A 25,465-nucleotide genomic window follows, 5' to 3' on the forward strand; every position below is an offset into this window, starting at 1 on the left:
CGTGATACATAATAATTGAGAGAAGAAGTGAAATAGAAAGGCAAGGGTAATAAAATGGGTGAAGTTATATTAACGATGAAAGGAATCGACAAGTCTTTCCCTGGTGTTCATGCACTGGATCATGTAGATCTGGAAGTCAGAAAAGGTGAAGTCCTTGCTCTGATGGGAGAGAACGGTGCCGGAAAGTCAACCTTGATGAAGGTTCTCACAGGTATTTATAAAAAAGATTCCGGAACTATCACATATGAAGGAAAAGAAGTAGAGTTTGCAAATACAAGAGAGGCTCAGGATAACGGTATTGTTATCGTACACCAGGAGCTGAACATGCTTGGTCATCTTACAGTGGCACAGAACATCTTCATCGGAAGAGAGTTCAAAAAGGGAATTCGCATCGATGACAAGAAGATGAATGAAGAAGCAAAAAAACTGTTTGACAGAATGCATATCGACATTGATCCGAGAGAAACAATGAACAAACTGACAGTCGGTAAACAGCAGATGTGTGAGATCGCAAAAGCGATTTCTCATGACGCAAAGGTCATCATTTTTGACGAGCCTTCCGCAGCGCTGACAGAGACAGAGATTCAGGAGATGTTCAAGATCATCAATGATCTGAAAGCAAAAGGAATCGGTATCATTTACATTTCTCACCGTATGGATGAGATTAAGGTTATCACAGATCGTGTAACAGTTATGCGTGACGGTACATATGTAGGAACTCTGATCACAAAAGACTGTACAAAAGATGACATCATCAACATGATGGTTGGACGTGTCATCTACGAAGATCCGAAGACACAGAATATGGTGCCAAAAGATGCGCCGGTTGTCTTAAAGGTCGATCATCTGAACGCAGGAAAGATGGTAAAAGATGTAAGCTTCGAGCTGCATAAAGGTGAGATCCTCGGATTCTCCGGACTGATGGGTGCAGGACGTACTGAGACAGCACGTGCACTGTTCGGTGCAGATCCGATCGACAGCGGAGATATTTATATCAACGGCAAGAAAGTTGATATCAAGAGTCCGGAAGATGCAGTTAGAAATGGTATCGGATATCTTTCAGAAGACAGAAAGAGATACGGAATCGTTGTTCAGAAATCTGTTGCAGAGAACACTTCTATGGCAACAATGGAACACTTTATGAAGGGCATCTTCATTGATAAGAAAAAAGAAAAAGAAGTGTCTCAGCAGTATGTAGAGTCATTGGCAACAAAGACACCGAATGTAGATCAGCTTGTTGTGAATCTGTCAGGTGGTAACCAGCAGAAAGTCGTTATTGCAAAATGGCTGACAAGAAACTGTGACATCCTGATTTTTGATGAGCCGACCAGAGGTATCGACGTTGGAGCGAAGAACGAAATTTATAAATTGATGAATCAGCTGGCAGAACAGGGCAAAGCCATTATTATGATTTCCTCTGAAATGACTGAGATCTTACGTATGAGTGACAGAATCGTCGTAATGTGTGAAGGAAAGAAAACTGGTGAGCTGGATATTTCCGAGGCTACACAGGAAAATATCATGAACATGGCTACACGAGAGATAGAGTAGGAGGAAGTAAAAATGGCAAATAAGACAACAAAGACGGCTGGCACAAACAAGTCGTTCATTGACAGAATGGGAGGACAGAAATTCATCGTTTTCCTGATCGTAATCGCAATGTTCATCTTCTTTTGTGCAATGAGTCCGGGATTTAGAAAATATACAACATTTGTAAGTATTCTGGATTATTCTTACTACATTGCGTTGATGGCAATCGGAGTTGCATTTCCGCTGATGACAGGTGGTGTAGACCTTTCCATCGGTACAGGACTGATCTGTTATTCACTGGTAGGCGGATACCTGATCGTACATCAGGGATGGCCGACAGCAGCGGGTATGCTGGTAAGTATTTTAATGGGTGTTGCAATTGGTGTACTCAATGGTGTTCTGGTAGCGATCATGGATCTTCCGGCTTTCCTGGCAACCTTATGTACATCGATGATCGCCAGAGGTATTGGTACAATCGTAGTAGGCGGATTTGGTATTCCTTGGCCGGTAGCAGGATCACCGGAAGGATGGTTCAGAAATATCTTTAAGATTAAAACAGATGGTATGAACATTCCAATCGGATTTTTATGGATCATCTTACTTGTAATCCTTATGACATTCGTATTGAACCATACAAGAATCGGACGTTACACACTGGCAATCGGAAGTAACAAAGAGGCAACAAGACTCTCAGGAGTTAATGTTAAATTTTACCACATCATGGCATATGTGATCTGTGGATTCTTTGCAGGACTGGCAGCAATTTCCTACTCTGCAATCTTTGCAACAGTTCAGCCGGGTAGTGGAGCAGGATTTGAGCTGGAGGCGATCGGTGGAGCAATCATCGGTGGCGTATCCATGACAGGTGGTGTGGGAAGCATCACTGGTACACTTGCAGGTGTATTCGTAATCTGTCTGTTAAAGACAGGACTTCCTTTCATCGGACTGACAGCAAACTGGCAGCAGATCATCACAGGTTTTGTATTGATCGCAGCTGTATTGATTGATATCTTCAAGAGAAAGAAAGAAGCAGCTTAATTTGTGTCAGATTGAAAAGATAGATAGCAGACCGGCGTCGGGAATCTAGGGATTCCCCCGGCTGTTACTATAGAAAAGAGGAGGCTGCACCTCGGCTTGCAGTCAGAAAACATATCTTAGGAGGATAAGAACTATGAAAAAGAAAGTTTTAGCAGTGTTACTTGGCGGATGTATGGTAGCAGGATTGTTAGCAGGATGTGGCGGCGGAGGAGACGACGCTAAGACATCTGATGATGGAAGCAAGGATTCTGGAAAGAGCGGCGGATATAACTTCGAAGTTGTTGTAAAGAGCTTCCAGTCTACATACTGGCAGGCAGCGAAACAGGGTATCGATACAGCAGCAAAAGAGCTTGGTGTAAAATGTAACACAACAGGACCAAACGCTGAGTCTGATATCGCTGACCAGGTAAACATGCTGAACAATGCGATCAATAAAGCTCCGGACGGAATCGCACTGGCAGCTTGTGACCAGAGTTCTGTTCTGAAATCTCTGCAGAATGCGCTGGATAAGAAAATCCCTGTAGTTTGCTTCGATACAGGTGTAGCAGATGCTCCGGAAGGATCTGTATATGCAACAGTTGTTACTAACAACGAAGAAGCTGGTGGAATTGCAGCAGAAAAAATGTACGAAGCTCTGAAAGATCAGCTTGCAAACGCAAAAGATGCTGTAAGAATTGGTGAAGTAAACCAGGATGCTACATCCGGAAACATCACAGGACGTGGTATGGGATTCATCAATAAATTTAAAGAACTTGCTGAAGCTGACGGAAAGAAAGTTGCAGTAGTTGGAAATGAATACTATGTAAACCTTGTTGAGAACAATGCAAAAGAAGCTGATGCTGATATCATCATCGAAGTAGCTGTACCTGCACAGACAACAGTAGAACTGTCTGCTACAGAAGCTTCTAACATCATGAACAAAAAAGATACAATCGCTATGTTCGGTTCTAACCAGGTAACAGCAGAAGGTCTTCTGACAGCAAACCAGAACCTGGATGTACTTGGAGCAGGAGATGGAAAGATCCTTGGTGTAGGATTTGATGCTGGTTCAACACAGAAAGCAGCTGTAAAAGACGGAACATTACTTGGATCTGTAACACAGGCTCCAGTAGATCAGGGAAGAATCGCTATTGAGACTCTGAATGACATCTGCGAAGGAAAAGAAGTAAAAGACGTAGAGACAGCTTGCTACTGGTACGATGCAGAAACAATGGAAGATGCAGAAATCGCACCAAACCTTTACGACTAATCTTTTGCTGATCAAACAGTAAAAAGTGATATCTAAGGAGAAACCGGGGGTTTTCCCGGTTTCTTTTTATGAAAGACAAACACTCAGGAGGAACACACATATGCTCAATGGAATAGAAACTATTTTTGATAATACAACCCAAATGCTTCGGCATTTAAAGAAAAAATCATTTGAAAAAAATACACAGGATTTTATCGATTCCTACGGACATTATTTCCGGGAAATGACAGAATATGTGGACAGTATTTCCGATAAAAAGCGGGCAGCAGAAGAAATTGCAGATACACTGATAAATCGTGTAGAGAAGAAGTTTGCTTCGAAAAAAGGAAAAATTGATTCCAGAACACAGGTGGATCTGAATTTCTTTATGATCTATTATGTTTTTCCTACAATTTTGGGGACTGAGCACGAGTATGCGAAGCTGATCGCTGACAGCATCTGCAGTGCATGGGGAAAACGGTTTAAAGAGAGTCAGATTCAGTATACAGATTATGATACATTGTACGGATCATTCAGGGAAAAGATTTTTGGTATTTTTTAAAAAGAGTTTCGCCAGAGCAGCATGGTGAACATCGAGTTATTCTGAGGGTTTCAATTCAGGTATGTAAAATAAGAGTGTTTTCAGACGATTACGGGGATTCCCCGCAGGTAAGTGAGAGAGGCTTATTCTGCGGGGAACTTTTTGTAATATAAGAAAGTGGTATATTTTCATATTTTAAGATATTTTTTTGGAGTGGTTCCTTTGTATTTTTTGAATGTTTTGATGAAATAACTCAGATCATTGAATCCGGAGGCGTAGGCAATTTCTGTGATCGACAGATTCGTTGTGATCAACTGGTAACAGGCGCGTTCAATACGATAGTAATTGAGGTAATCAATCGGTGTCCGATGCGTCATCTCGTGAAAAAAGCGGCAGAAATATTTGGGCGACATATTTACACTTCCAGAAATTTCTTCCAATGTAAGAGGAAGATTATAGGAAGATTCCATAAATTCCAGTGCCTGCTTCAGCTGCAAAATCCTTTTGTGGCTTCGGTGTTCCTCATCCGGTGCGTTTTTGCAGAAACCTTCACTGAAGAGAGTGCCGAAAAACTGATACATGGCGCCGAAAACTACAAGCTGATACCCCTCTTTTTTGGAGGCTGCCGCATCAAAAAGTGTCCAGAGTGTGCGGTGGATCGTATTGCAGATTTTCGGATAGTGCGTCTGAACGGAAACCTCATGATCTGTGATCTGGCGAAGAAAACGACAGCAGGAATCCGTCTTGTTCATCAGCATATTCATATCGAACACCAGACATTCGTATACGCAATCATCGGGAATACCGGAATGGATCGAACCGGCTGGGATGAAAATACTGTCTCCTGCTTCTGCAAGAAATTCAATTTCATCAATGGTAACAGTCAGAGATCCACTTAGGATGCGGATCAGCTCAAATTCTACATGCCAGTGAAAGGACATGACATACTGCGGATGGGAAGCAGTGACGTGATAATATTCCAGGGGAAAGTCAGCAGTTCCTCTTCTTCTGTTTTCTCTGTAGTTGATATATTGCATAAGATACTCCTAGGTGAATATTGTTATATTTTTTACTATTATAGCACAAGTAAAAAGAAGCACACAATGCTAAAATAAAATCAGTAATGGTTAAGAACCTTTGAAAGGAGGCATATCAGTGAGCGATAAGAAAAAGCAAGTTCTGGCGTTTGATTTCGGAGGCGGAAGCGGACGTGCGATTCTGGGAACTCTGGAAAACGGGAAAATCCATATGGAAGAAGTTCATCGTTTTTCCAATGATCCGGTAATCGTAAACGGAACCATGTATTGGGACACACTGAGACATTTTTTTGAGATTAAACAAGGCATTGTAAAAGCAAAACAAAAAGGCGGCTTTGAGAGTATCGGAATTGACACATGGGGCGTTGATTTCGGACTTTTGGACGAGCATGGCGATCTGCTTGAGAGTGCCGTACATTATAGAGATGACAGAACTCTTGGAATGCAGGAAGAAGTTTTTAAAGTCATTCCAAAGGAGGAAGTCTACAATTTAACAGGAAATCAGTTTGAAAACTTTAATACTATTTTCCAGTTGTACTCTCTGGTTCAGAAGAGACCATGGATTCTGGAAAAAGCAGATACGCTGCTTTTGACACCGGATTTATTTAATTATTTCCTGACCGGTGAAAAGAAAGCAGAGTATACCATGGCAACGACCACACAGCTGATGGATGCAAAGAACAAAGTCTGGTCTGACCGGATTTTAGAGGCACTTCAGATTCCGAAGAAGATTCTTCCGGAGATCGTTCCGAGCGGTACAGTTGTAGGTACACTTCAGCCATCAATCTGTGAAGAACTTGGTGTAGAGCCTGCGAAAGTCATTGCAATCACAGGACATGATACACAGAGTGCGGTTGTTTCTGTTCCGACGCAGGAGAAAGATTTCATCTTTATCAGCTGCGGAACATGGAGTCTTTTCGGTACAGAACTCGACGGACCAATCATCGGTGAGAAGTCACTGGAGTGCAACGTCAGCAACGAAGGCGGATATGGCAATACAACGACATTGTTGAAGAATATTATCGGACTGTGGCTTGCTCAGGAGAGCAGAAGACAGTGGATTCGTGAAGGGCAGGAATATTCATTCGGAGAGCTGGAGCAGATGGCACAGAAAGCAGAACCGTTCCAGAGCTTTATCGATCCGGATGCACCGGAGTTCGTTCCGGCAGGAAATGTACCGGAGCGTATTCGTGAGTTCTGCCGCAGAACCGGACAGAAAGTACCGGAGACGATTGGTGAGATCATGTGCTGTATCAACCAGAGTCTGGCTCTGAAATACAGATATGCACTGGAGCAGATTGAAAGCTGCACAGACAAACATTATTCCGTGATCAATATGATCGGAGGAGGAATCCAGAGCAAACTGCTTTGTCAGATGACAGCCGGAGCAAGCGGACGTAAAGTCATTGCAGGACCGGTAGAGGCAACAGCTCTTGGAAACATTGCTGTTCAGCTGATGTCACTTGGAGAGATTAAAGATGTGGCAGAGGCAAGACAGATTATTGCAAATTCAGAAACTACATATGAGTATCTCCCGCAGGATGCGGAAAAATGGGATGCTGCATATGAAAAATTTAAAACATTTATTCAATAATTTTCAAGGAGGAATGTCATTATGGCAGAATCAAGATTAATCGGAGGATATCCTGTAATTGGTATCAGACCAACAATTGACGGAAGAAGAGGAGCATTAAAAGTTCGTGAATCTCTGGAAGATCAGACAATGGGAATGGCAAAAGCTGCAAAAAAATTGTTTGAAGAGAATTTAAGATATTCCAATGGAGAACCAGTAAAAGTAGTAATCGCTGACACAACAATCGGACGTGTTGCAGAATCTGCAGCATGTGCTGAAAAATTCAAAAAAGAAGGCGTTGACATTACACTGACAGTGACACCATGCTGGTGCTACGGATCAGAGACAATGGATATGGATCCTATGACGATCAAAGGTGTATGGGGACTGAATGCAACAGAGAGACCGGGAGCTGTATATCTGGCATCCGTTCTGGCTACACATGCACAGAAAGGTCTTCCTGCATTTGGAATCTACGGACATGACGTTGTAGATGCAGATGATTCTGAAATCGGCGACGATATCAAAGAAAAACTGTTAAGATTCGGACGTGCGGCAGTTGCAGCAGCATCCATGAGAGGAAAATCTTACCTCCAGATCGGATCTATCTGTATGGGAATCGGCGGATCTATCATCGATTCTGATTTCATCGAGTCATACCTTGGTATGAGAGTTGAGTCTGTAGACGAGGTAGAGATCATCCGTCGTATGACAGAGGGAATCTACGATGAAGCAGAATTCCAGAAAGCTCTTGCATGGGCAAAAGAAAAATGTATCATCGGATTCGATAAGAACCCTGACGAACTGAAGATGAGCGAAGAAAAGAAAGCAGAGCAGTTCGAATTCGTTGTTAAGATGGCAGTTATCATCAAAGACTTGATGAATGGAAATAAAAACCTTCCGGAAGGATGCGAAGAAGAAGCAGTTGGACACAATGCGATCGCAGCCGGATTCCAGGGACAGAGACAGTGGACAGACTTCTATCCAAACGGAGACTTTGCAGAAGCAATCCTGAACAGTTCCTTCGACTGGAACGGAGCAAGAGAGCCATACGTTCTGGCAACAGAGAACGACGTATTGAATGGTCTTGGAATGCTGTTCATGAAACTTTTGACAAACAAAGCTCAGATTTTCGCTGATGTTCGTACATACTGGAGCGGAGACGCTGTGAAGAGAGTAACAGGATATGAGATCGAAGGAAAAGCAAAAGAAGCGGATGGTTTCATTCACCTGATCAACTCAGGAGCTGCATGTCTGGATGCAAACGGAGAATCCAAAGATGCAGACGGAAACAATGTAATGAAAGCCTGGTATGATGTAACAGAAGAAGATCAGGATGCAATGCTCAAAGCAACAACATGGAATGCAGCTGACAACGGATACTTCCGTGGAGGCGGATTCTCTTCTCGTTTCCTGACACAGGCTGAGATGCCGGCAACTATGATCCGTCTGAACCTTGTAAAAGGACTTGGACCGGTTCTTCAGATCGCAGAAGGATGGACTCTGAACCTTCCAGACGAAGTTTCTGACAAACTTTGGAAGAGAACAGATTACACATGGCCATGTACATGGTTTGCACCAAGATGTACAGGAAAAGGTGCATTCAAGACAGCTTACGATGTAATGAACAACTGGGGAGCTAACCACGGTGCAATTTCTTACGGACATGTCGGTGCTGATCTGATCACAATGGCATCTATGCTGAGAATCCCGGTTTGCATGCACAATGTACCGGAAGAAGATATCTTCAGACCAGCAGCTTGGAACGCATTTGGTATGGACAAAGAAGGTGCTGATTACAGAGCTTGTGCAGCATACGGTCCATTATACAAATAAGAACAGTCAAATAACAAGGAGTACCCTCGGGTGCTCCTTATATAAAATTACAGAATGTTTGTGGAGGAAATCAATATGTTAAAAGGAATTCCAAAAATCTTATCACCAGAATTATTAAAAGTTTTATGTGAAATGGGGCATAGTGATCGCATTGTTATTGCGGACGGAAACTTTCCATCAGAATCTATGGGAAAAGATGCGATTGTGATCCGTTGTGACGGACATGGTGTACCGGAGATCCTGGATGCGATCCTTCAGGTATTCCCACTGGATACGTACGTAGAAAATCCGGTAAACCTGATGCAGCTGATGCCGGATGATGTGGGCAAAGTAGAGACACCGATCTGGGATACATACAAAGAGATCGTGAAAAAACACGATGACCGCGGAGAAGCTGCAATCGGAAATATTGAAAGATTTGCATTCTATGATGAAGCAAAAACAGCATATGCGATCATTGCAACAGGAGAATCTGCAATTTACGCAAATGTAATGCTGCAGAAGGGTGTTGTAGTAGAGTAGAAATTATAATTGTACGGATTCGGGCAATATAGATTTCTAGATATGATGACTGGGGAAGGGTCTGTAAAAAGCGGAACACTTCCTCAGTTTTTTGTTTATGCATGTCTTTTTGTCAATGGACATAGACTATAAGAGAAAGTAAAATATACTGGTAAAACAAAAAAATCTATCTTTATAATAGGAAGATGTTTGAATGGATATGTATGAGGTGTGAAGGTTTATGAATCTGGAAGAAATCTGGAAATGGCTGAAAGGAAAACGGAATACATTTTTTGCGGAGGCGGCAACTGCCTTTGTTTTAATTGCTGTTCTGGGTGTTGCAGGAATTACGGCGGGAAGATCCGGTATTGCAAAGTCTTCAGAAGTGGAGTCTGTACGGGCAAAGGCAGAAGCGAACAAAGTGGAGGAGCAAGAGCAGGAGAACGCAGAAAAGAAGCAAGAAACGCAGACGGAGGAAGTGATTGCCGACGGGCAGTACCCAATCATGGGACAAAGCAGTGTGACTACAGAGCAGATGGTTTCTTATTTTCAATCCAGTGGAAAAGCATATCCGGCGGAAAGCCTGGCTAAGGGCGGGGCGGACAGTATCGAAACATTTTGCAGGATTTATGTAGAGGAAGCGCAGGCAGAGGGTGTGAGACCGGAGGTCGCATTTGTACAGACTATGAAAGAGACTGGATTTCTCCAGTATGGAGGGGATGCTTCGATCGAACAGTTTAATTTTGCGGGACTTGGGACAACAGGCGGTGGTGTGCCGGGCAATTCTTATCCCGATGTGCGGACCGGGGTGCGGGCGCAGATCCAGCATTTGAAGGCCTATGCGACAGCAGATCCTCTGGCACAGGAATGTGTGGATGACCGGTATGAATATGTGCAGAAAGGCTCGGCTCCGTATGTGCAGTGGCTTGGTCAGAAGGAAAACCCGCAAGGGGCGGGATGGGCGACCGCAGAAAATTACGGATATTCGATCGTGGAGATGATCTCTCATCTAAAAGGTAAAAATTCGTAAAAGCGGGCAGGATACAAAAACTGTGTAAATTCTATGAAATATCTTAAGATTTTTGAAATTCCTTGACAAATGGAATATCGAAAGATATGATTATCTGGTAGTTAATATACAGTTAACAATTAGTTAAAATAAAAGGTTATGAGGGAGAGGAGTACACAATTACTCTTGGCAGAGAGAATCGTCCGGGGCTGAAAGGCGATTTCAAGAAAGGACTGTGGAAGGTAGCTTCTGAACCGGATATCTGAACAGGAAGTAGGGTATCCCGGAGTTGTTCACGTTACAGGACTCAAGAAGATATATGCGTACGCATATAATGAAGGTGGTACCGCGGAACATTCGCCCTTTGCATTTCTGATGTGGAGGGTGTTTTTTTGTTATTGAGAGAATGACGAGCGGGAAGGAACAGAACAGGGACATTTTGAGGAGGAAATTATGAGTAAAGAACTGGCAAAGACCTATGATCCAAAAGCGATCGAGGAAAAATTGTATGAAAGATGGTGTGAGAACAAGTATTTTCATGCGGAGGTGGACAGAAGCAGAAAACCGTTCACAACGGTGATGCCTCCTCCGAATATTACAGGAAAGCTGCATATGGGACATGCGCTGGACAATACATTGCAGGATATTCTGATTCGCTATAAGAGAATGCAGGGATACAATGCACTCTGGATTCCGGGAACTGATCATGCGGCAATCTCCACAGAGGTGAAGGTTACCAATCAGCTGAAGGAAGAAGGAATTGATAAGAAAGAACTGGGAAGAGAAGGATTCCTTGAGAGAACCTGGCAGTGGAAAGAAGAGTATGCGGGAACGATTGAAAATCAGCTGAAGAAGCTGGGAATTTCCTGTGACTGGGACAGAGAGCGTTTTACAATGGATGAGGGGTGTTCCAAGGCAGTAGAAGAAGTATTTATTAAATTATACGAAAAAGGGTATATTTACAAAGGTTCCAGAATCATCAACTGGTGTCCGAAATGTAAGACCTCTCTTTCTGATGCAGAGGTAGAGCATGAGGAGCAGGCAGGCAACTTCTGGCACATCAAATATCCGATCGTAGGAACAGATCGTTTTCTGGAGATCGCAACAACACGTCCGGAGACAATGCTGGGAGATACAGCCATTGCCGTACACCCGGACGATGAGAGATACAAAGATATCGTAGGCAAGAATGTATTGCTTCCGCTGGTGAATAAAGAGATTCCGGTCGTGGCGGATTACTATGTAGATAAAGAGTTTGGAACCGGTGCAGTAAAGATCACACCGGCTCATGACCCGAATGACTTCGAGGTTGGAAAGCGTCACAATCTGGAAGAGATCAACATTATGAATGATGATGCGACCATCAACGAAAAAGGCGGAAAATATGCAGGAATGGATCGCTACGAAGCGAGAAAAGCCATTGTTGAAGATTTAAAAGAGCAGGGATATCTGGTAGAAATCGAGCCGCACTCTCATAATGTAGGAACTCACGACCGCTGCGGAACGACAGTAGAGCCGTTGATCAAACAGCAGTGGTTTGTAAAGATGGAAGAGCTGGCGAAACCTGCAATCGAGGCACTTAAGACGGGAGAACTGAAATTTGTGCCGGAGCGTTTTAACAAGATTTATTTACACTGGCTGGAGAATATCAAAGACTGGTGTATTTCCAGACAGATCTGGTGGGGACACAGAATCCCTGCATACTACTGTGATGAATGTGGAGATTTTGTTGTGGCAAGAGAGATGCCGGAAACATGTCCGCACTGTGGCTGCACACACTTTACACAGGATGAGGATACACTGGATACATGGTTCAGTTCTGCACTGTGGCCGTTCTCCACACTTGGATGGCCGGACAAGACAGAAGATCTGGATTATTTCTATCCGACGGATGTTCTTGTAACAGGATATGACATCATCTTCTTCTGGGTAATCCGTATGGTATTCTCAGGATATGAGCATACAGGTAAATCTCCGTTCCATACAGTACTGATCCACGGTCTGGTAAGAGATTCTCAGGGACGCAAGATGAGCAAGTCACTTGGCAATGGAATCGATCCGCTGGAGGTCATCGACCAGTATGGATGCGATGCACTGCGTCTGACTCTTGTGACAGGAAATGCACCGGGAAATGATATGCGTTTTTATCATGAGAGAGTAGAGTCAAGCCGTAACTTTGCAAACAAAGTATGGAATGCATCCAGATTTATCATGATGAACATGGAAGAAAATGTAGTTGCAGAACCGGATGCGTCTTTGTTAAACGAGGCAGATAAGTGGATCTTATCCAGAGTCAACAGACTGGCAAAAGATGTGACAGAGAACATGGATAAATTCGAACTTGGAATCGCAGTTCAGAAAGTATATGACTTTATCTGGGATGAATTCTGTGACTGGTATGTAGAGACTGCAAAATACAGAATCTACCACAAAGAGGAAGAAAAAGCGGCTGCAGACTGTGTACTCTGGGTATTGAAAACAGTATTGAAACAGGCGTTGAAATTACTTCATCCGTTTATGCCGTTTATCACAGAGGAGATTTACAGCGTACTGGTACCGGAAGAAGAATCGCTGATGATGTCCGAGTGGCCACAGTTTCATGCGGAGTGGGATTTTCCGGCAGAAGAAAATGTGATGGAACATGTAAAAGAGATCACACGTGGTATCCGCAATATGCGCGCAGAGATGAATGTTCCGAACAACCGCAAGACAAAAGTATATGTCGTGTGTGAGGATACTGAAATCTGTGACGGAATCAGCACACTGGAGAATTCCATCAAGCCGCTGATGATGGCAGAAAAGATTCTGGTACAGCAGACGAAAGAGAATATCGCAGATAATGCCGTTTCTGTTGTGGTACCGGATGCAGTCGTATATCTGCCATTGGAAGACCTGGTAGATTTTGAGCAGGAGATGGAACGCCTGCAAAAAGAAGAGGAGAAACTGAAAAAAGAAATCAAACGAGCAGAGGGCATGCTCTCCAATGAGCGTTTTATCAGCAAAGCACCGGAGGCAAAAGTGCAGGAAGAGCGTGAAAAGCTCGAAAAATATACACAGATGCTTCAGCAGGTACAGGAGAGAATGGCCGGACTGAAAAAATAAGTGAGGTTATCAATGAAACATATTCATATGAAGAAACCTGATATAAAAGGCTTTTTCCAGAAAATACGAAATTTAAAGATGCAGGATATCAAAGAGCATTTTAAGGAAAGAAAAGAGCGGCGCAGACAGATTCTGGAAAAGCGTCGCAATGGAAAATTCGCACGTAAAATGCAGCCGGTGTACAGGATGATGAATCGACTTTCATTAGTACTTCATTACCTGTTGGCATGTGTCTTAAACTTCATCATCGAGATCATATCCAGGCATTCCCTGTTTGAGGCATGGGACTATCTGGTAGGGACACCGAAGGTGTTTTTCTTCAACGCCTTTTTGATCTTTGCCACATTTTCTATTGTATATCTGGTCAGGAGACGTGTGTTTGCACGGATCCTGCTCAGTGTTTTCTGGCTGGCGCTTGGAGTTTGCAATGGATATATGCTGCTTAAAAGGGTTACGCCGTTCAATGCACAGGATCTGAAAGCATGGTCAGAAGGTCTGGCAGTGTCGAAGAATTATTTTTCGGCAATGGAGTTTGTTCTCCTTGGCGTAGGTATCGTGGCCGTGATCCTGTGGGTGATCTCCATGTGGAGAAGAGGCGGTCAGTACACAGGAAAGATGCATCGTGTGTGGGCTCTTTTCGGAGTTGTGATTTCTATCGGAGCCTATATCGGACTGACAAATATTGCGATTGACAAAAGGGTTGTTTCCAATTACTTTGGCAATATTGCATTTGCATATGAAGATTACGGATTCCCGTACTGTTTTGCTGCCAGTGTCTTTAATACAGGAATTTCAGAGCCTTCTGGATACAGTAAAGAGACAATGGATGAGATCACAGATGGCGGAGAGTTTTCCAAGAGCAGTACCGGATTAGAAGAAGGAGAGATGCCGAATATCATGTTCGTACAGCTGGAATCCTTTTTTGATCCGACAGAAGTGGAGTGGCTGCAGTTTTCCGAGGATCCGATTCCGAATCTGCGGAAGATGTTTCAAAATTATTCAAGCGGATATTTTAAGGCACCGTCGGTAGGAGCAGGTACGGCAAATACGGAATTTGAAGTGCTGACCGGAATGAGTATGCGTTTTTTCGGACCGGGAGAGTATCCGTATAAGACGTATGCCAAGACAAAATATGTGGAGAGTGCAGCATCTGCACTGAGTGCACTTGGATATGGTACAGAGGCACTGCACAATAACGGTGGAAATTTCTACAGCCGTGCACAGGTATATAACCATATGGGATTTGACCATTATACCAGCAAAGAGTTTATGAATATTTTGCAGACTACGCCAAATGGATGGGCAACGGATGACGTACTTTTAAAATACCTTGACCAGTCTATGAATACCACAGAAGGGCAGGATTTTGTCTTTACAGTCAGTGTTCAGGGACACGGAGAGTATCCGACGGAGAAAGTGATTGAAAATCCGAAGATCGTAGTAACCGGACCGGAGGATGAGGGCAAGAAAAACGCATGGGAATACTATGTCAATATGGTGCATGAGATGGATGAATTTGCAGGAAATCTGGTGCGTCAGATTGAAGAGCGCGGAGAACCGACCGTACTTGTATTCTACGGAGACCATCTTCCGACGATGGGACTGGAGGCAAAGGATTTAAAGAGCAAATATTTGTATAATACAAATTATGTGATCTGGGATAATATCGGATTAAAACAGGAAGATAAGAATCTGGCAGCATATCAGATCATGGCAGAAGTGTTTGACCGTCTGGATATTCATTCCGGAACTGTATTCAACTATCACCAGCAGAGACGTCAGACGAAAAATTATCAGGCAGATCTGGAACTGCTTCAGTACGATCTTCTTTACGGAAAGCAATACGCCTATGATAAATATGGCTCTCCGATCAAAGAAGGACATATGGTGATGGGAGTCAGTGATGTGACACTGGATAGTGTGATCGAGCAGTTGGATGGAAGTTACAGTCTGTATGGAGAGAACTTTACGAAACAGAGTAAGGTCTATGTCAACGGAGAGAAACAAACCAGCACCTTTTTGAACAATACCCGTCTGGATTTAAAAGATGTGGAGCTAAAAGACGGTGATGTGATCCAGGTCAATCAGGTTGGTTCCAGTGAGACTATTTTCAGGGAATCGGCACAATACGAATATAAGGATGAAAAACTCACCAAACTTCCGGATGCGGAGGATAAGGTGGAAACAGGACGAAATGCATTTGTCAATCAGGACAAAGATGTAAAGAAGGAAAGTAAAGATGAGTAGAGTGACTTATCAGGAAGCAGAAACGTATATTTCGGAATTGCCGAAATTTACGAAGAAAAATACACTGGAGCACACGCAGAAGTTTCTTTCTTTTCTCGGCAATCCACAGAATGGAAAAAAGGTCATCCATGTAGCAGGCACGAACGGAAAAGGTTCGGTCTGCGTGTATCTGGATGCGATGCTTCGGGCCCAGAGAAAGCACACAGGGCTTTTCACATCTCCGCATCTGATCCGGATGAATGAACGCATCCGGATGGATGGAGAACCGGTTTCAGACGAGACATTTACCCGTCTGTTTTTACGGACACAACAGAGCGTAAGGAGAATGGAGGCCGAAGGCCTTCCTCATCCGAGCTTTTTTGAATTTCTGTTCGGGATGGCGATGGCAGGCTTTGAGGAAGCAGGCGTGGAATATGTAATACTGGAAACAGGACTGGGCGGACGGCTGGATGCGACAAATTCTATCAGCGGTCCGCTTACCTGTATCCTCACATCGATCGGACTGGATCATACCGAGATTCTGGGAAATACGCTGGAAGAGATTGCGGCAGAAAAGGCAGGAATCTTAAAGCCGCATGTTCCTGTCATATTTGCAGATACACAGCAGGAGAGCAGTCGGGTTATTGAAGAGCGGGCAGGAGAGCTTGGCTGTCCTTGTAAAAAAATAGGGAAAAGTGCGTACGAAATTCTGAAAATTCAGGACGGAACTCTTGCATTTTCTCCGTCAAATGCGTATTATGGAGATACTACATGGAAATTGCAGAACACTGCCATGTATCAGCCGGAAAATGCCATGCTTGCCATGGAGGCCATGCGTATGATCTTCGGAGAGCAGGGAGATGTCTCTGGATGGAGAGAGGCACTTTCGCAAGTGAAGTGGGAAGGCAGAATGGAAGAGATTCTGCCGGATTTTTATGTAGACGGCGCTCACAATGTGAGTGCGGTAAGGATGTTTGTGCAGAGTATCCAAAGAGACAGACGAGAAAAGGTCGTGTTATTTTCTGCTGTCAGAGAGAAAAATTACGAAGAGATGATCCGGATTCTCTGTCAGGAGAAGAGCGTCAGCGAATATGTGATCACTCTGATCGAAGATAAGCGGGCTGCACAGACAGAAGAACTAAAGCAGATATTTCAGAAATATACAGATAAACCTGTTGTGGTAAAAGAAGAACTGCACCAGGCACTTACATATCTATTCTCCCGAAAGGCAGGAAAGGCGGTGTATTGCCTCGGATCTCTTTATCTGACAGGAATGATAAAAGCGATAACAGAGGAGGCAGGGTGATGCTGGACTATGAAAAAGAACTCAAAAATTTCAAACCGAGTCTGGAGGTAGAAGAAATCGAAGACGCGGTTTATCAGGAAGATCTATCAGATATGACAGATCTTTTGAAACAGGTCATGGACCAGAAGACAAAGTAAAGGATTATGGTGAAATAGATGAACTATACGGAGAAAATCCTGCACCAGTCAAACTACTGGTACAATGATGGGCTGAGGAAGGCGCAGATCAGGGATATGTCCGGTGCGATTACCTCTCTTCGGAAAAGTCTGCAGTACAACAGGGCGAATATTGATGCCAGAAATCTTTTGGGTCTCGTGTATTATGGCAGGGGAGAAGTAGCAGAGGGGCTTGTGGAGTGGATCATCAGTAAGAATTTAAAGCCTAAGGACAACCTGGCGGATCGTTTTATTGATGAAGTCCAGAAATCAGCAAAAAAACTGGAGCAGATCAATCAGGCAGTCAAGAAGTATAACCAGTGTCTGATTTATTGTGAACAGCAGGGAGAAGATCTGGCGATCATCCAGCTGAAAAAAGTGATCGCAGCACACCCGACATTTTTGAAAGCGTATCAGCTTCTTGCACTTTTGTATCTTCATACTGCACAGTATACAAAGGCGCGGCAGATTTTAAAAACGGCAAGAAAACTGGATACGACGAATGACATTACGCTGCGCTATATGCATGAATTGTCGCTGATCGGCGGGCAGAAGACAACGAAAAAATCCAGAGAAGAGAGTGTGGAGTACAAGCTGGGCAATGAGACGATCATTCAGCCGGCACACGGAAAAAGAGTCAGACAGATTTCAGGGAAAGTAACGGCAGGCAATATTTTTGCCGGGGTACTGATCGGAGCCGCAATCGTCTGGTTTCTGATCGTTCCTTCTGTAGATGAAGCGAAGGTGGCAAAGCAGAATAAGCAGGTTGTAGAATACAGCAACAGGATCAATGCACTGGAAGCACAGGTCAGTGCACAGACAAAGACATTGGATGAGTACCGGGCACAGGATTCGGACAAAGAAGCGCAGGCGCAGAGCGCGGCCAGCACATCGGAGAGTTATGAGAATCTGATGACGGTATCCAGCCAGTATGAGAGCGGAGAGTATTCAGATGCGACGCTGGCAGATACGCTTCTGAACGTGAACCGGGATGCACTGGGACAGAGCGGACAGGCACTCTATGATGAGCTCTCAACAGAGATTTTTCCGGGAGCCTGTGAGACAAAATATCAGAATGGAATGGCAGCACTCAATGTTGCAAATTATGAGACGGCGATTGATGCACTGGGAAAAGTAGTGCGGATGGATGAGCAGTATGACAGTGGAGCTGCCCTGTTAAATCTCGGGATCGCTTATATGAGAAGCGGTGACAATGAGAATGCAAAGACTTATTTTAATCGTGTGGCGGAGCTGTTCCCGGGAACAGAAAATGAGGCGACAGCCAAAAGTAATTTGAACTCAATGGGTGATACCACTGCAGACGATACCAAAACGGCAGATGATACGCAGGAATAAGATGGTTGAAAAAGCTACGAAAGAGAAGGATATGCAAAAAAGCATATCCTTTTTAGGTGCGCTTTTACGTGCATGTTCGAACGGGCGAAAGGGGATTTGAGACAATGAGTATGGAATATCAGGTACAGGAAAATTGTCTGACGATTTTTCTTCCAAAAGAGGTGGATCATCACAATGCAGAGGAAGTGAAAAAGAGTGCAGATGCGATCATAGAAAAAGAGCATATCAAATATGTCATTTTTGACTTTGAACAGACAGATTTTATGGATAGTTCGGGAATCGGCGTGATCATGGGGAGATACCGAATGATCTGTCTGATCGGAGGAGAGGTGTGGGCAGTCCATGCCAATGCCAGGATAAGAAAGATCCTGACCATGTCGGGAGTCACGAAAATCATGCAAATATATGAGGAGGAACAGGTATGAAGGATACCAATGAAATGGAAATTTTATTTGACAGCCGTTCAGAAAATGAAGGATTTGCAAGAGTAGCAGTAGCAGCGTTTATGACACAGTTAAATCCGACGGTGGAAGAAGTTTCAGATGTCAAAACAGCAGTGTCAGAAGCTGTGACAAATGCGATCATTCACGGATATGATAATCAGATTTGTAAGGTCTCTATCCGATGCAGTGTCAGAGGAAAAGAACTGATGGTAGAAGTCAGAGATACAGGAAAGGGAATTGAAAATATCAAACAGGCAATGACTCCGATGTATACAAGCAAACCGGAGCTGGAACGTTCCGGGATGGGATTTTCTTTTATGGAAGCGTTTATGGATAACGTACATGTAATCTCAGAACCCGGAGAAGGAACCAGAGTTATCATGAAAAAGAGCATTGGGAAAGAAAGGGAGACATGGATCACACAATCGCTTTGATCGAAAAATCACACAATGGAGATAAAGAAGCGAGAGAACAACTGGTGGAAGAAAATATCGGGCTGATCTGGTGTGTTGTAAAACGGTTTTATGGACGGGGAATCGAGGCAGAAGATCTTTTTCAGATAGGGAGTATCGGGCTTATCAAGGCAATCGACAAATTTGATCTGTCCTATGACGTGAAATTTTCAACCTATGCCGTTCCTATGATATCAGGAGAAATCAAGCGCTTTTTAAGAGATGACGGAATGATCAAAGTCAGCCGTTCACTCAAGGAACTCTCTTATCGGATCTTTCAGACGAGAGAGAAGATGACAGACGGACTGGGAAGAGAGCCGACGCTGGAAGAACTGTCACAGGAGATGGGAGTAGAAAAAGAAGAACTGGTGCAGGCAATGGAAGCCTCAGGAGAGGTTGAATCTCTGTATCGTCCGATCCATCAAAAAGAAGGAAGTGAGATTTCGCTTCTGGACAAGTTGGAAGAAAAAGAACACCGGGAAGAGAAAATTCTGGATCGAATGCTGCTTGGGCAGCTGTTGGAAAAATTAGACGGACAGGAAAGAACCTTGATCTATCTGCGGTATTTTGCGGAAAAAACACAGTCGGCAGTGGGAAAAGAAATGGGAATTTCCCAGGTTCAGGTGTCCAGAATGGAAAAGAAAATCATTCAAAATTTAAGAGAGATGACGCACTGAGAAATCGCATTGTAAAGGGTATATTTTTTCATGGATGTCAGATACTAAGGTCAGAATAAAAGTAGGAGGATGATCAAAGTGGAAAATGGAAAACGAAAAATAATGTGGTGTCTGACAATCCTGGTAGTGGCAGCAGTAGCGATCGGAGTAATTTACTATGTGAAGACAAATATGTCGCCGGCACAGCAGACAAAAGGCTACCTGATCCGGAAGGTGGAGGAGATATCCCATGGCTGTTAATCAGGATACGCTGTATGTAAAAGGAGACAGAAATGTAGAAGTGACAAAGCGGGAAGTGACACTTGGAGATCTGGTTTCTATGGAATGCAGTAACCGCGTTATCCTGCCGCATTTGAAGACAATGAAGGTCTTGAAAATTCCGGAAAATGGAGAAAAGCGGTATGTGATCTCCATTTTAAAGATTATTGCGTGTATCCATGAGAAATATCCGGGACTGGAAGTGCAGAATCTGGGAGAAACGGATTTGATCGTCACATATGAAATGCAGAAAACACCGTCGAAATGGGTGCATGTGGCAAAAACGATCCTGGTAGTACTGATCACATTTTTTGGAGCGGCGTTTTCCATGATGGCATTTAACAATGATGTGGATGTGGATAAGCTGTTTGGATATATCTATTACTGGATGACAGGAAAACAAAGCAGCGGCTTTACAATACTGGAGGTCTCCTATTCTGTAGGAATTACGATCGGGATTCTGGTATTCTTCAATCATTTTGGAAAGAGGCGGTTTTCTGTGGATCCGACGCCGATGGAGGTGCAGATGCGTCTGTATGAAAATGACATCCAGACAACATTGATCGAGGATGCTGCACGAAAGGAGGAAGAACTGGATGTGGACAGAGCAAATCGTCCTGGGGCTCATAGGACTTAGCTCCGGAGTTGCAGTGGCAGGCGGATTATTTGCATTTATCGTAGAACTTGGAGTAGTGGCAGACCTGGCTGACCGGACACATACGGCAGAAAGTCTTTTGCTGTATGAGGATTCTATCGCCCTTGGCGGGATTTTAGGAAATGCCGTGTTTTGTTTTCAGATCATGATTCCTTGTGCAGGCTTTATTCTTCCCTTTTTCGGTGTGCTGTCCGGCATATTTGTAGGATGCTGGGCAATGGCATTGGCAGAAATCCTGAATGTATTTCCGATTTTTATCAGGAGAGTCAAGCTGGTACGCTATATCAAGTGGTTTATCATCGGGATTGCACTTGGAAAAGGCTTTGGAGCATGTATTGGATTTTTGCAATGATAGAAGTTAATAAAATTAATAAAAAATTAACAATAAATTAGTTGAAAATATACAAATCCTATAGTAACATGGAGAAAAATACGGATTTGAAAGGAGTTTACTAATTTATGAAAGGTTATGCAATGCTGAAAATTGGGGAATCAGGATGGATTGAAAAAGAGAGACCTGTATGTGGTCCGTTGGATGCGATCTGCCGCCCGCTTGCAGTCGCAATCTGTACTTCGGATGTACACACTCTCTGGGAAGGCGCGATTGGGGAGCGTCACAATATGATCCTGGGACATGAGTGCTGTGCAGAGGTTGTAGAAGTCGGAGAGTTGGTAAAGGATTTTAAACCGGGAGATCGTGTACTTGTTCCGGCGATCACACCGGATTGGAATTCGCTGGAGGCACAGGCAGGATATTCGATGCATTCCGGCGGAATGCTGGCAGGATGGAAGTTCTCGAACTTTAAAGACGGTGTGTTCTCTGAATTCTTCCATGTAAATGATGCGGATGGCAATCTGGCACTGCTTCCATCGAATATTTCCACAGTGGATGCATGTATGCTCTCTGATATGGTCCCCACAGGATTTCACGGAGTTGAGCTTGCCGATGTACAGTTTGGAGATACCGTTCTTGTGATCGGGATCGGCCCGGTAGGATTGATGTCAGTAGCCGGAACAGCACTCAGAGGTGCTTCCAGAATTATTGCAGTCGGAACCCGCAAAAACTGCGTGGAAGCAGCAAAGTTGTACGGGGCAACTGATTTTGTAAGCTATAAGAATGGAACGATCGAAGAGCAGGTGCTTGCCATGACAGATGGAAAAGGAGTAGACAAAGTTGTGATCGCAGGCGGCGGATGTGAGACCTTTGAATCAGCGGTAAGATGTCTGAAACCGGGCGGAAAGATCGGAAATGTCAACTATCTCGGAAGCGGTACTTATGTGACTGTTCCACGTGTGGAATGGGGCGTTGGTATGGGTCACAAGCAGATCAACGGAGGTCTGATGCCTGGCGGACGTCTGCGCATGGAAAAACTGGGCGCTCTGGTAGCAGCTGGCAAACTGGATGTACACCCTCTGGCTTCGCATGTATTTGAAGGATGGGATCATCTGGAAGAGGCACTGTTTATGATGCGTGATAAACCGGCGGATCTGATCAAACCGGTTGTAAAGATTTCAGACTAATAAGGATGGCATGAGAGATGAAGATTTTAGTGGTATCCGGATTTTTAGGAGCAGGAAAGACGACATTTATCCGGACACTTGCAGAACGTACCAAAAAAGATTTTGCAGTGATGGAAAATGAATACGGGGCGGTCAATGTGGACGGAGATCTTCTGGAACAGACGAATGACTTAAATATCTGGGAGCTGACAGAGGGATGTATCTGCTGTTCCATGCAGAACGACTTTGCCACGTCTATCCTGACCATTGCAAATACAGTGGATCCGGAATATCTGATCGTAGAACCGACCGGTGTGGGGATGCTCAGTAAGATCATAGAGAATATCCAGAAGATTGAATATGAGAGGATCACTCTGCTTGAGCCGCTCACGATTCTGGACGGTACGATGTATGATCGTTGTATGTTTGAATTTTCAGAGATCTGCGAGGATCAGATACAGTCTGCAGGCAGGATTCTGGTTTCCAAGATGGAATATGCTGCAGAGAATGAACGGTGCAGTTTGAAACAGAAGCTGATAGCGCTCAATCCGGAAGCTGAGATCTGTGTTTCTCATTATACAGAACAGGGAGATGACTGGTGGGCTTCACTGCTGACATCGTATCTTGACAAAGAGATTCCAATGAAGGAAGAGCGGGAGTTAGATCTGGAAAATCTTGGACTGACGGAAGCCAGCCTGCAATCGGAGCAGGAGCTGATCCTGTTTTTGCAGGGAGTAGTTTCCGGTGTGTTTGGAGATATCTGCAGAGCAAAAGGGTATCTTCCGGCGGGAAATGGATGGCTTCGCTTTGATGTGACAGATCGTACATACAGCGTTACCGGTATTGATACGATGCCGGAAGCAAAAGCTATTTTTATTGGAAGACAATTAAAAAGAAACTGGCTTCGTGAAGTGCTGCAAAAAGAATTATATGTAGAAGTATCAAAACGGGCGATCCGTCCGATGCGGAAACGAAGCGAGGTATAAAAGGGGAGGTGAGATTCCGGATAAGGAGTCTCACCTCTTCTTTTAAAACTGCATCCAGATCCAGTATAAAAGTCCCAGAAGAGAACTGGTGCAGATTCCATAGAGAATGACAGGTCCGGATATGGTAAAGATCTTGCAGCCAATCCCGAATACCTGCCCTTCTTTTTTATACTCGATCGCCGGAGCTGCCACCGAGTTGGCAAAGCCGGTGATGGGAACCAATGCACCAGCTCCTCCCCATTTTGCGATCTTTGGATAGAGTCCAACTCCGGTGAGGATGATACTCAGTAAGATCAGTGAAAGAGAAGTCCAGTTGCTGCAGTGGTCTTTGCTCAGTCCGATCATTTCACAATAATTATAAATACCTTGTCCGATCACACAGATAATTCCTCCCGTGATAAAGGATTTTGCCATATTCAGATAAACATTGTGCACCGGTGTTTTCTTTTTTACATAGTCTTCATACTGCTGCTGTCGTTTTTCTTTTTCTGTCTGCTTCAAAACTATCGCCTCCTTTTTCTTATTTCATAGTATCCGAAAAAAACGGAAAAATATTCTGTCACCGGAAAGATTTTCAATCGGATGTATATTTCATCTGGTGAGATGCATACTAACAGCAGAAAGAATTTGCAAAAACAGGAAGAAAAGAGGAGAGAAGATGAATCAGATCAGAGGCAGTCAGAGCATCAGTTTCGGGGAAGCTCCCTATTTGATCAGCAGTGCTTGTGTAGCGGGAAGCAAAGAGGCGGAAGGTCCCCTTGGAAAGCTATTTGATATGGTGAACCAGGATGATCTTTTTGGAGCAAAAACATGGGAGGAGGCAGAGAGTACCATGCAGAAAGAAGCATGTGTACTGGCACTTGGAAAAGCACATATGGATGCAAAGCATGTGCGCTATCTGTATGGCGGAGACCTTCTGCGTCAGGGAATCGCCACTTCCATGGGAGTGGAAGAATTACAGATTCCCATGTTCGGATTGTACGGAGCCTGTTCCACATCCGGAGAAGCACTTGCTCTTTCTGCTATGAGCGTGGCAGCTGGGTATGGGGAATATATGCTGGCAGTGACTTCCAGCCACTTTGGAAGCGCGGAAAAGGAATTTCGGTTTCCGTTGGGGTATGCATCCCAGCGTCCGTTATCTGCCAGCTGGACGGTGACGGGAAGTGGAGCATTTCTGGTAGGCAGACAGAAAAGCCATGTGAGGATCACAGGCGTGACGGTTGGGAAGATTGTGGACTATGGACTGAAGGATTCCCAGAATATGGGAGCGTGTATGGCACCGGCAGCAGCAGATACCATTTTAACAAATCTGAAGGACTTCGGAAGAAGCCCGACCAGCTATGACCGGATCATTACAGGAGATCTCGGGTATATCGGACAGAGTATTTTACTGGATTTTATGAGTAAGAACGGGCATCAGATGCGGGACAGACACCTGGACTGCGGAATGAAGATCTTTGATCAGGAGAAACAGGATACGCATGCGGGAGGAAGTGGCTGCGGCTGTGCGGCAGTGACGCTTTCCGCTTACATTCTTCCAAAGATCCAGAAAGGCGAGTGGAAACGGGTACTCTTTGTGCCGACGGGTGCTCTGATGTCTACGGTCAGTTACAACGAAGGGGCAAGCGTTCCGGGAATTGCACATGGGATCGTGCTGGAACATTGCTGAGAAAAGGAGGAGATTAAGATGGAATATGTACATGCATTCTGGGTGGGAGGTCTGATCTGTGCGGCGGTACAGATTTTGATGGACCGGACCAAGTTGATGCCGGGAAGAATCATGGTGCTGCTTGTATGCGGCGGCGCAGTGCTTGGATTTTTGAATATTTACGGACCATTTCAGAAATTTGCAGGAGCAGGAGCGAGCGTACCGCTCCTTGGATTCGGAAACGTACTGTGGAACGGTGTCAAAGAAGCCGTTGAGAAAAATGGGTTTCTGGGAATCTTTATGGGTGGTTTTAAAGCCAGTGCTGTGGGAATTTCAGCAGCATTAATTTTCGGTTATCTGGCATCTCATATCTTTGAACCGAAGATGAAAAAATAGACACTGTGTCTT

At 44.2% G+C, this 25,465-nt stretch carries 25 protein-coding genes and 1 other annotated feature; of the genes, 23 read left to right on the top strand and 2 right to left on the bottom strand.

Translation table 11 applies throughout. From position 1 onward, the window contains the following. The first annotated feature begins 54 nt into the window (after positions 1–54). The 4 genes from FXV78_RS09850 to FXV78_RS09865 all read left to right on the top strand — a co-directional run bounded on the left by FXV78_RS09850 (position 55) and on the right by FXV78_RS09865 (position 4,358). On the top strand, positions 55–1,551 hold the full coding sequence (locus tag FXV78_RS09850) for a sugar ABC transporter ATP-binding protein (protein WP_004841622.1): 1,497 nt from the start codon (positions 55–57) through the stop codon (positions 1,549–1,551). 12 nt (positions 1,552–1,563) lie between these two features. Continuing rightward, positions 1,564–2,568, top strand: coding sequence for an ABC transporter permease (locus FXV78_RS09855; RefSeq protein WP_004841623.1), 1,005 nt, complete (start codon positions 1,564–1,566; stop codon positions 2,566–2,568). A gap of 133 nt (positions 2,569–2,701) precedes the next feature. Then, positions 2,702–3,817: a substrate-binding domain-containing protein gene (locus FXV78_RS09860; RefSeq protein WP_004841625.1), complete on the top strand. Its 1,116-nt coding sequence runs from the start codon at positions 2,702–2,704 to the stop codon at positions 3,815–3,817. 100 nt (positions 3,818–3,917) lie between these two features. Beyond that, positions 3,918–4,358 (top strand): hypothetical protein, encoded by a 441-nt coding sequence (locus tag FXV78_RS09865; RefSeq protein ID WP_009244976.1) that lies wholly within the window; start codon positions 3,918–3,920, stop codon positions 4,356–4,358. Between the two features lie 167 nt (positions 4,359–4,525). Here the strand turns inward: FXV78_RS09865 and FXV78_RS09870 are convergent, their stop codons facing one another. Next, the gene (locus FXV78_RS09870) at positions 4,526–5,374 is read right to left on the bottom strand and encodes a helix-turn-helix transcriptional regulator (RefSeq protein WP_004841628.1); all 849 of its coding nucleotides are present in this window, start codon (positions 5,372–5,374) and stop codon (positions 4,526–4,528) included. A 118-nt stretch (positions 5,375–5,492) separates the two neighbouring features. On the opposite strand from FXV78_RS09870, the gene FXV78_RS09875 reads away from it, so the two are divergent. From FXV78_RS09875 to FXV78_RS09945, 17 genes are all read left to right on the top strand, one after another. Next, positions 5,493–6,968 (top strand): rhamnulokinase, encoded by a 1,476-nt coding sequence (locus FXV78_RS09875; RefSeq protein WP_004841631.1) that lies wholly within the window; start codon positions 5,493–5,495, stop codon positions 6,966–6,968. Between the two features lie 21 nt (positions 6,969–6,989). After that, a complete protein-coding gene (locus FXV78_RS09880) occupies positions 6,990–8,783 on the top strand; it encodes an L-fucose isomerase (protein ID WP_004841633.1) in 1,794 nt (597 codons plus the stop codon). Positions 8,784–8,858: 75 nt separating this feature from the next. After that, complete coding sequence (locus FXV78_RS09885) at positions 8,859–9,305, top strand: RbsD/FucU family protein (protein ID WP_009244975.1); 447 nt, start codon at positions 8,859–8,861, stop codon at positions 9,303–9,305. A 220-nt stretch (positions 9,306–9,525) separates the two neighbouring features. Continuing rightward, entirely contained in the window at positions 9,526–10,314 is a 789-nt protein-coding gene (locus FXV78_RS09890) for a glucosaminidase domain-containing protein (protein WP_004841636.1), read from the top strand. A gap of 129 nt (positions 10,315–10,443) precedes the next feature. Then, positions 10,444–10,661 (top strand) — a binding site (T-box leader). A gap of 85 nt (positions 10,662–10,746) precedes the next feature. Next, positions 10,747–13,395 (top strand): valine--tRNA ligase, encoded by a 2,649-nt coding sequence (locus FXV78_RS09895; protein WP_004841638.1) that lies wholly within the window; start codon positions 10,747–10,749, stop codon positions 13,393–13,395. Between the two features lie 12 nt (positions 13,396–13,407). Next, positions 13,408–15,642, top strand: coding sequence for an LTA synthase family protein (locus FXV78_RS09900; protein WP_004841640.1), 2,235 nt, complete (start codon positions 13,408–13,410; stop codon positions 15,640–15,642). Next, positions 15,635–16,927 carry a bifunctional folylpolyglutamate synthase/dihydrofolate synthase gene (locus tag FXV78_RS09905; protein WP_004841642.1) on the top strand — a complete coding sequence of 431 codons (1,293 nt, stop codon included), beginning with the start codon at positions 15,635–15,637 and terminating at the stop codon, positions 16,925–16,927. The genes FXV78_RS09900 and FXV78_RS09905 overlap by 8 nt, the downstream gene beginning before the upstream one ends. Continuing rightward, positions 16,927–17,064, top strand: a complete 138-nt coding sequence (locus tag FXV78_RS17915) for a hypothetical protein (protein WP_004841644.1) — start codon at positions 16,927–16,929, stop codon at positions 17,062–17,064. The genes FXV78_RS09905 and FXV78_RS17915 overlap by 1 nt, the downstream gene beginning before the upstream one ends. An 18-nt stretch (positions 17,065–17,082) precedes the next feature. After that, positions 17,083–18,438: a tetratricopeptide repeat protein gene (locus tag FXV78_RS09910; protein WP_004841646.1), complete on the top strand. Its 1,356-nt coding sequence runs from the start codon at positions 17,083–17,085 to the stop codon at positions 18,436–18,438. Between the two features lie 110 nt (positions 18,439–18,548). Then, a complete protein-coding gene (locus tag FXV78_RS09915; protein WP_024853075.1) occupies positions 18,549–18,863 on the top strand; it encodes an STAS domain-containing protein in 315 nt (104 codons plus the stop codon). Further along, complete coding sequence (spoIIAB, locus tag FXV78_RS09920) at positions 18,860–19,315, top strand: anti-sigma F factor (protein WP_004841651.1); 456 nt, start codon at positions 18,860–18,862, stop codon at positions 19,313–19,315. The genes FXV78_RS09915 and spoIIAB overlap by 4 nt, the downstream gene beginning before the upstream one ends. Then, complete coding sequence (sigF, locus tag FXV78_RS09925) at positions 19,294–20,010, top strand: RNA polymerase sporulation sigma factor SigF (RefSeq protein ID WP_004841653.1); 717 nt, start codon at positions 19,294–19,296, stop codon at positions 20,008–20,010. The genes spoIIAB and sigF overlap by 22 nt, the downstream gene beginning before the upstream one ends. Positions 20,011–20,079: 69 nt before the next feature. Further along, a complete protein-coding gene (locus FXV78_RS17920; protein ID WP_004841654.1) occupies positions 20,080–20,250 on the top strand; it encodes a hypothetical protein in 171 nt (56 codons plus the stop codon). Next, positions 20,240–20,905, top strand: coding sequence for a stage V sporulation protein AA (locus FXV78_RS09930; RefSeq protein WP_004841657.1), 666 nt, complete (start codon positions 20,240–20,242; stop codon positions 20,903–20,905). Before FXV78_RS17920 ends, FXV78_RS09930 begins: the two co-directional genes overlap by 11 nt. Next, positions 20,865–21,275 (top strand): stage V sporulation protein AB, encoded by a 411-nt coding sequence (locus FXV78_RS09935; RefSeq protein WP_004841658.1) that lies wholly within the window; start codon positions 20,865–20,867, stop codon positions 21,273–21,275. The genes FXV78_RS09930 and FXV78_RS09935 overlap by 41 nt, the downstream gene beginning before the upstream one ends. Positions 21,276–21,382: 107 nt before the next feature. Beyond that, positions 21,383–22,444 (top strand): NAD(P)-dependent alcohol dehydrogenase, encoded by a 1,062-nt coding sequence (locus FXV78_RS09940; protein WP_004841659.1) that lies wholly within the window; start codon positions 21,383–21,385, stop codon positions 22,442–22,444. A gap of 17 nt (positions 22,445–22,461) precedes the next feature. Next, entirely contained in the window at positions 22,462–23,409 is a 948-nt protein-coding gene (locus FXV78_RS09945; protein WP_004841662.1) for a GTP-binding protein, read from the top strand. A gap of 42 nt (positions 23,410–23,451) precedes the next feature. Here the strand turns inward: FXV78_RS09945 and FXV78_RS09950 are convergent, their stop codons facing one another. Beyond that, entirely contained in the window at positions 23,452–23,910 is a 459-nt protein-coding gene (locus FXV78_RS09950) for a SpoVA/SpoVAEb family sporulation membrane protein (RefSeq protein ID WP_004841663.1), read from the bottom strand. 157 nt (positions 23,911–24,067) lie between these two features. Here FXV78_RS09950 and FXV78_RS09955 point away from each other — a divergent pair, with 157 nt between their 5' ends. Beyond that, positions 24,068–25,078: a stage V sporulation protein AD gene (locus tag FXV78_RS09955; protein WP_004841665.1), complete on the top strand. Its 1,011-nt coding sequence runs from the start codon at positions 24,068–24,070 to the stop codon at positions 25,076–25,078. 18 nt (positions 25,079–25,096) lie between these two features. Then, a complete protein-coding gene (locus FXV78_RS09960) occupies positions 25,097–25,453 on the top strand; it encodes a SpoVA/SpoVAEb family sporulation membrane protein (protein ID WP_004841666.1) in 357 nt (118 codons plus the stop codon). The last annotated feature ends 12 nt before the right edge of the window (positions 25,454–25,465 follow it).

Origin of the sequence: Mediterraneibacter gnavus ATCC 29149, assembly GCF_008121495.1 — a bacterium.
In the GTDB taxonomy this organism is placed as follows: Bacteria; Bacillota; Clostridia; order Lachnospirales; family Lachnospiraceae; genus Mediterraneibacter; species Mediterraneibacter gnavus.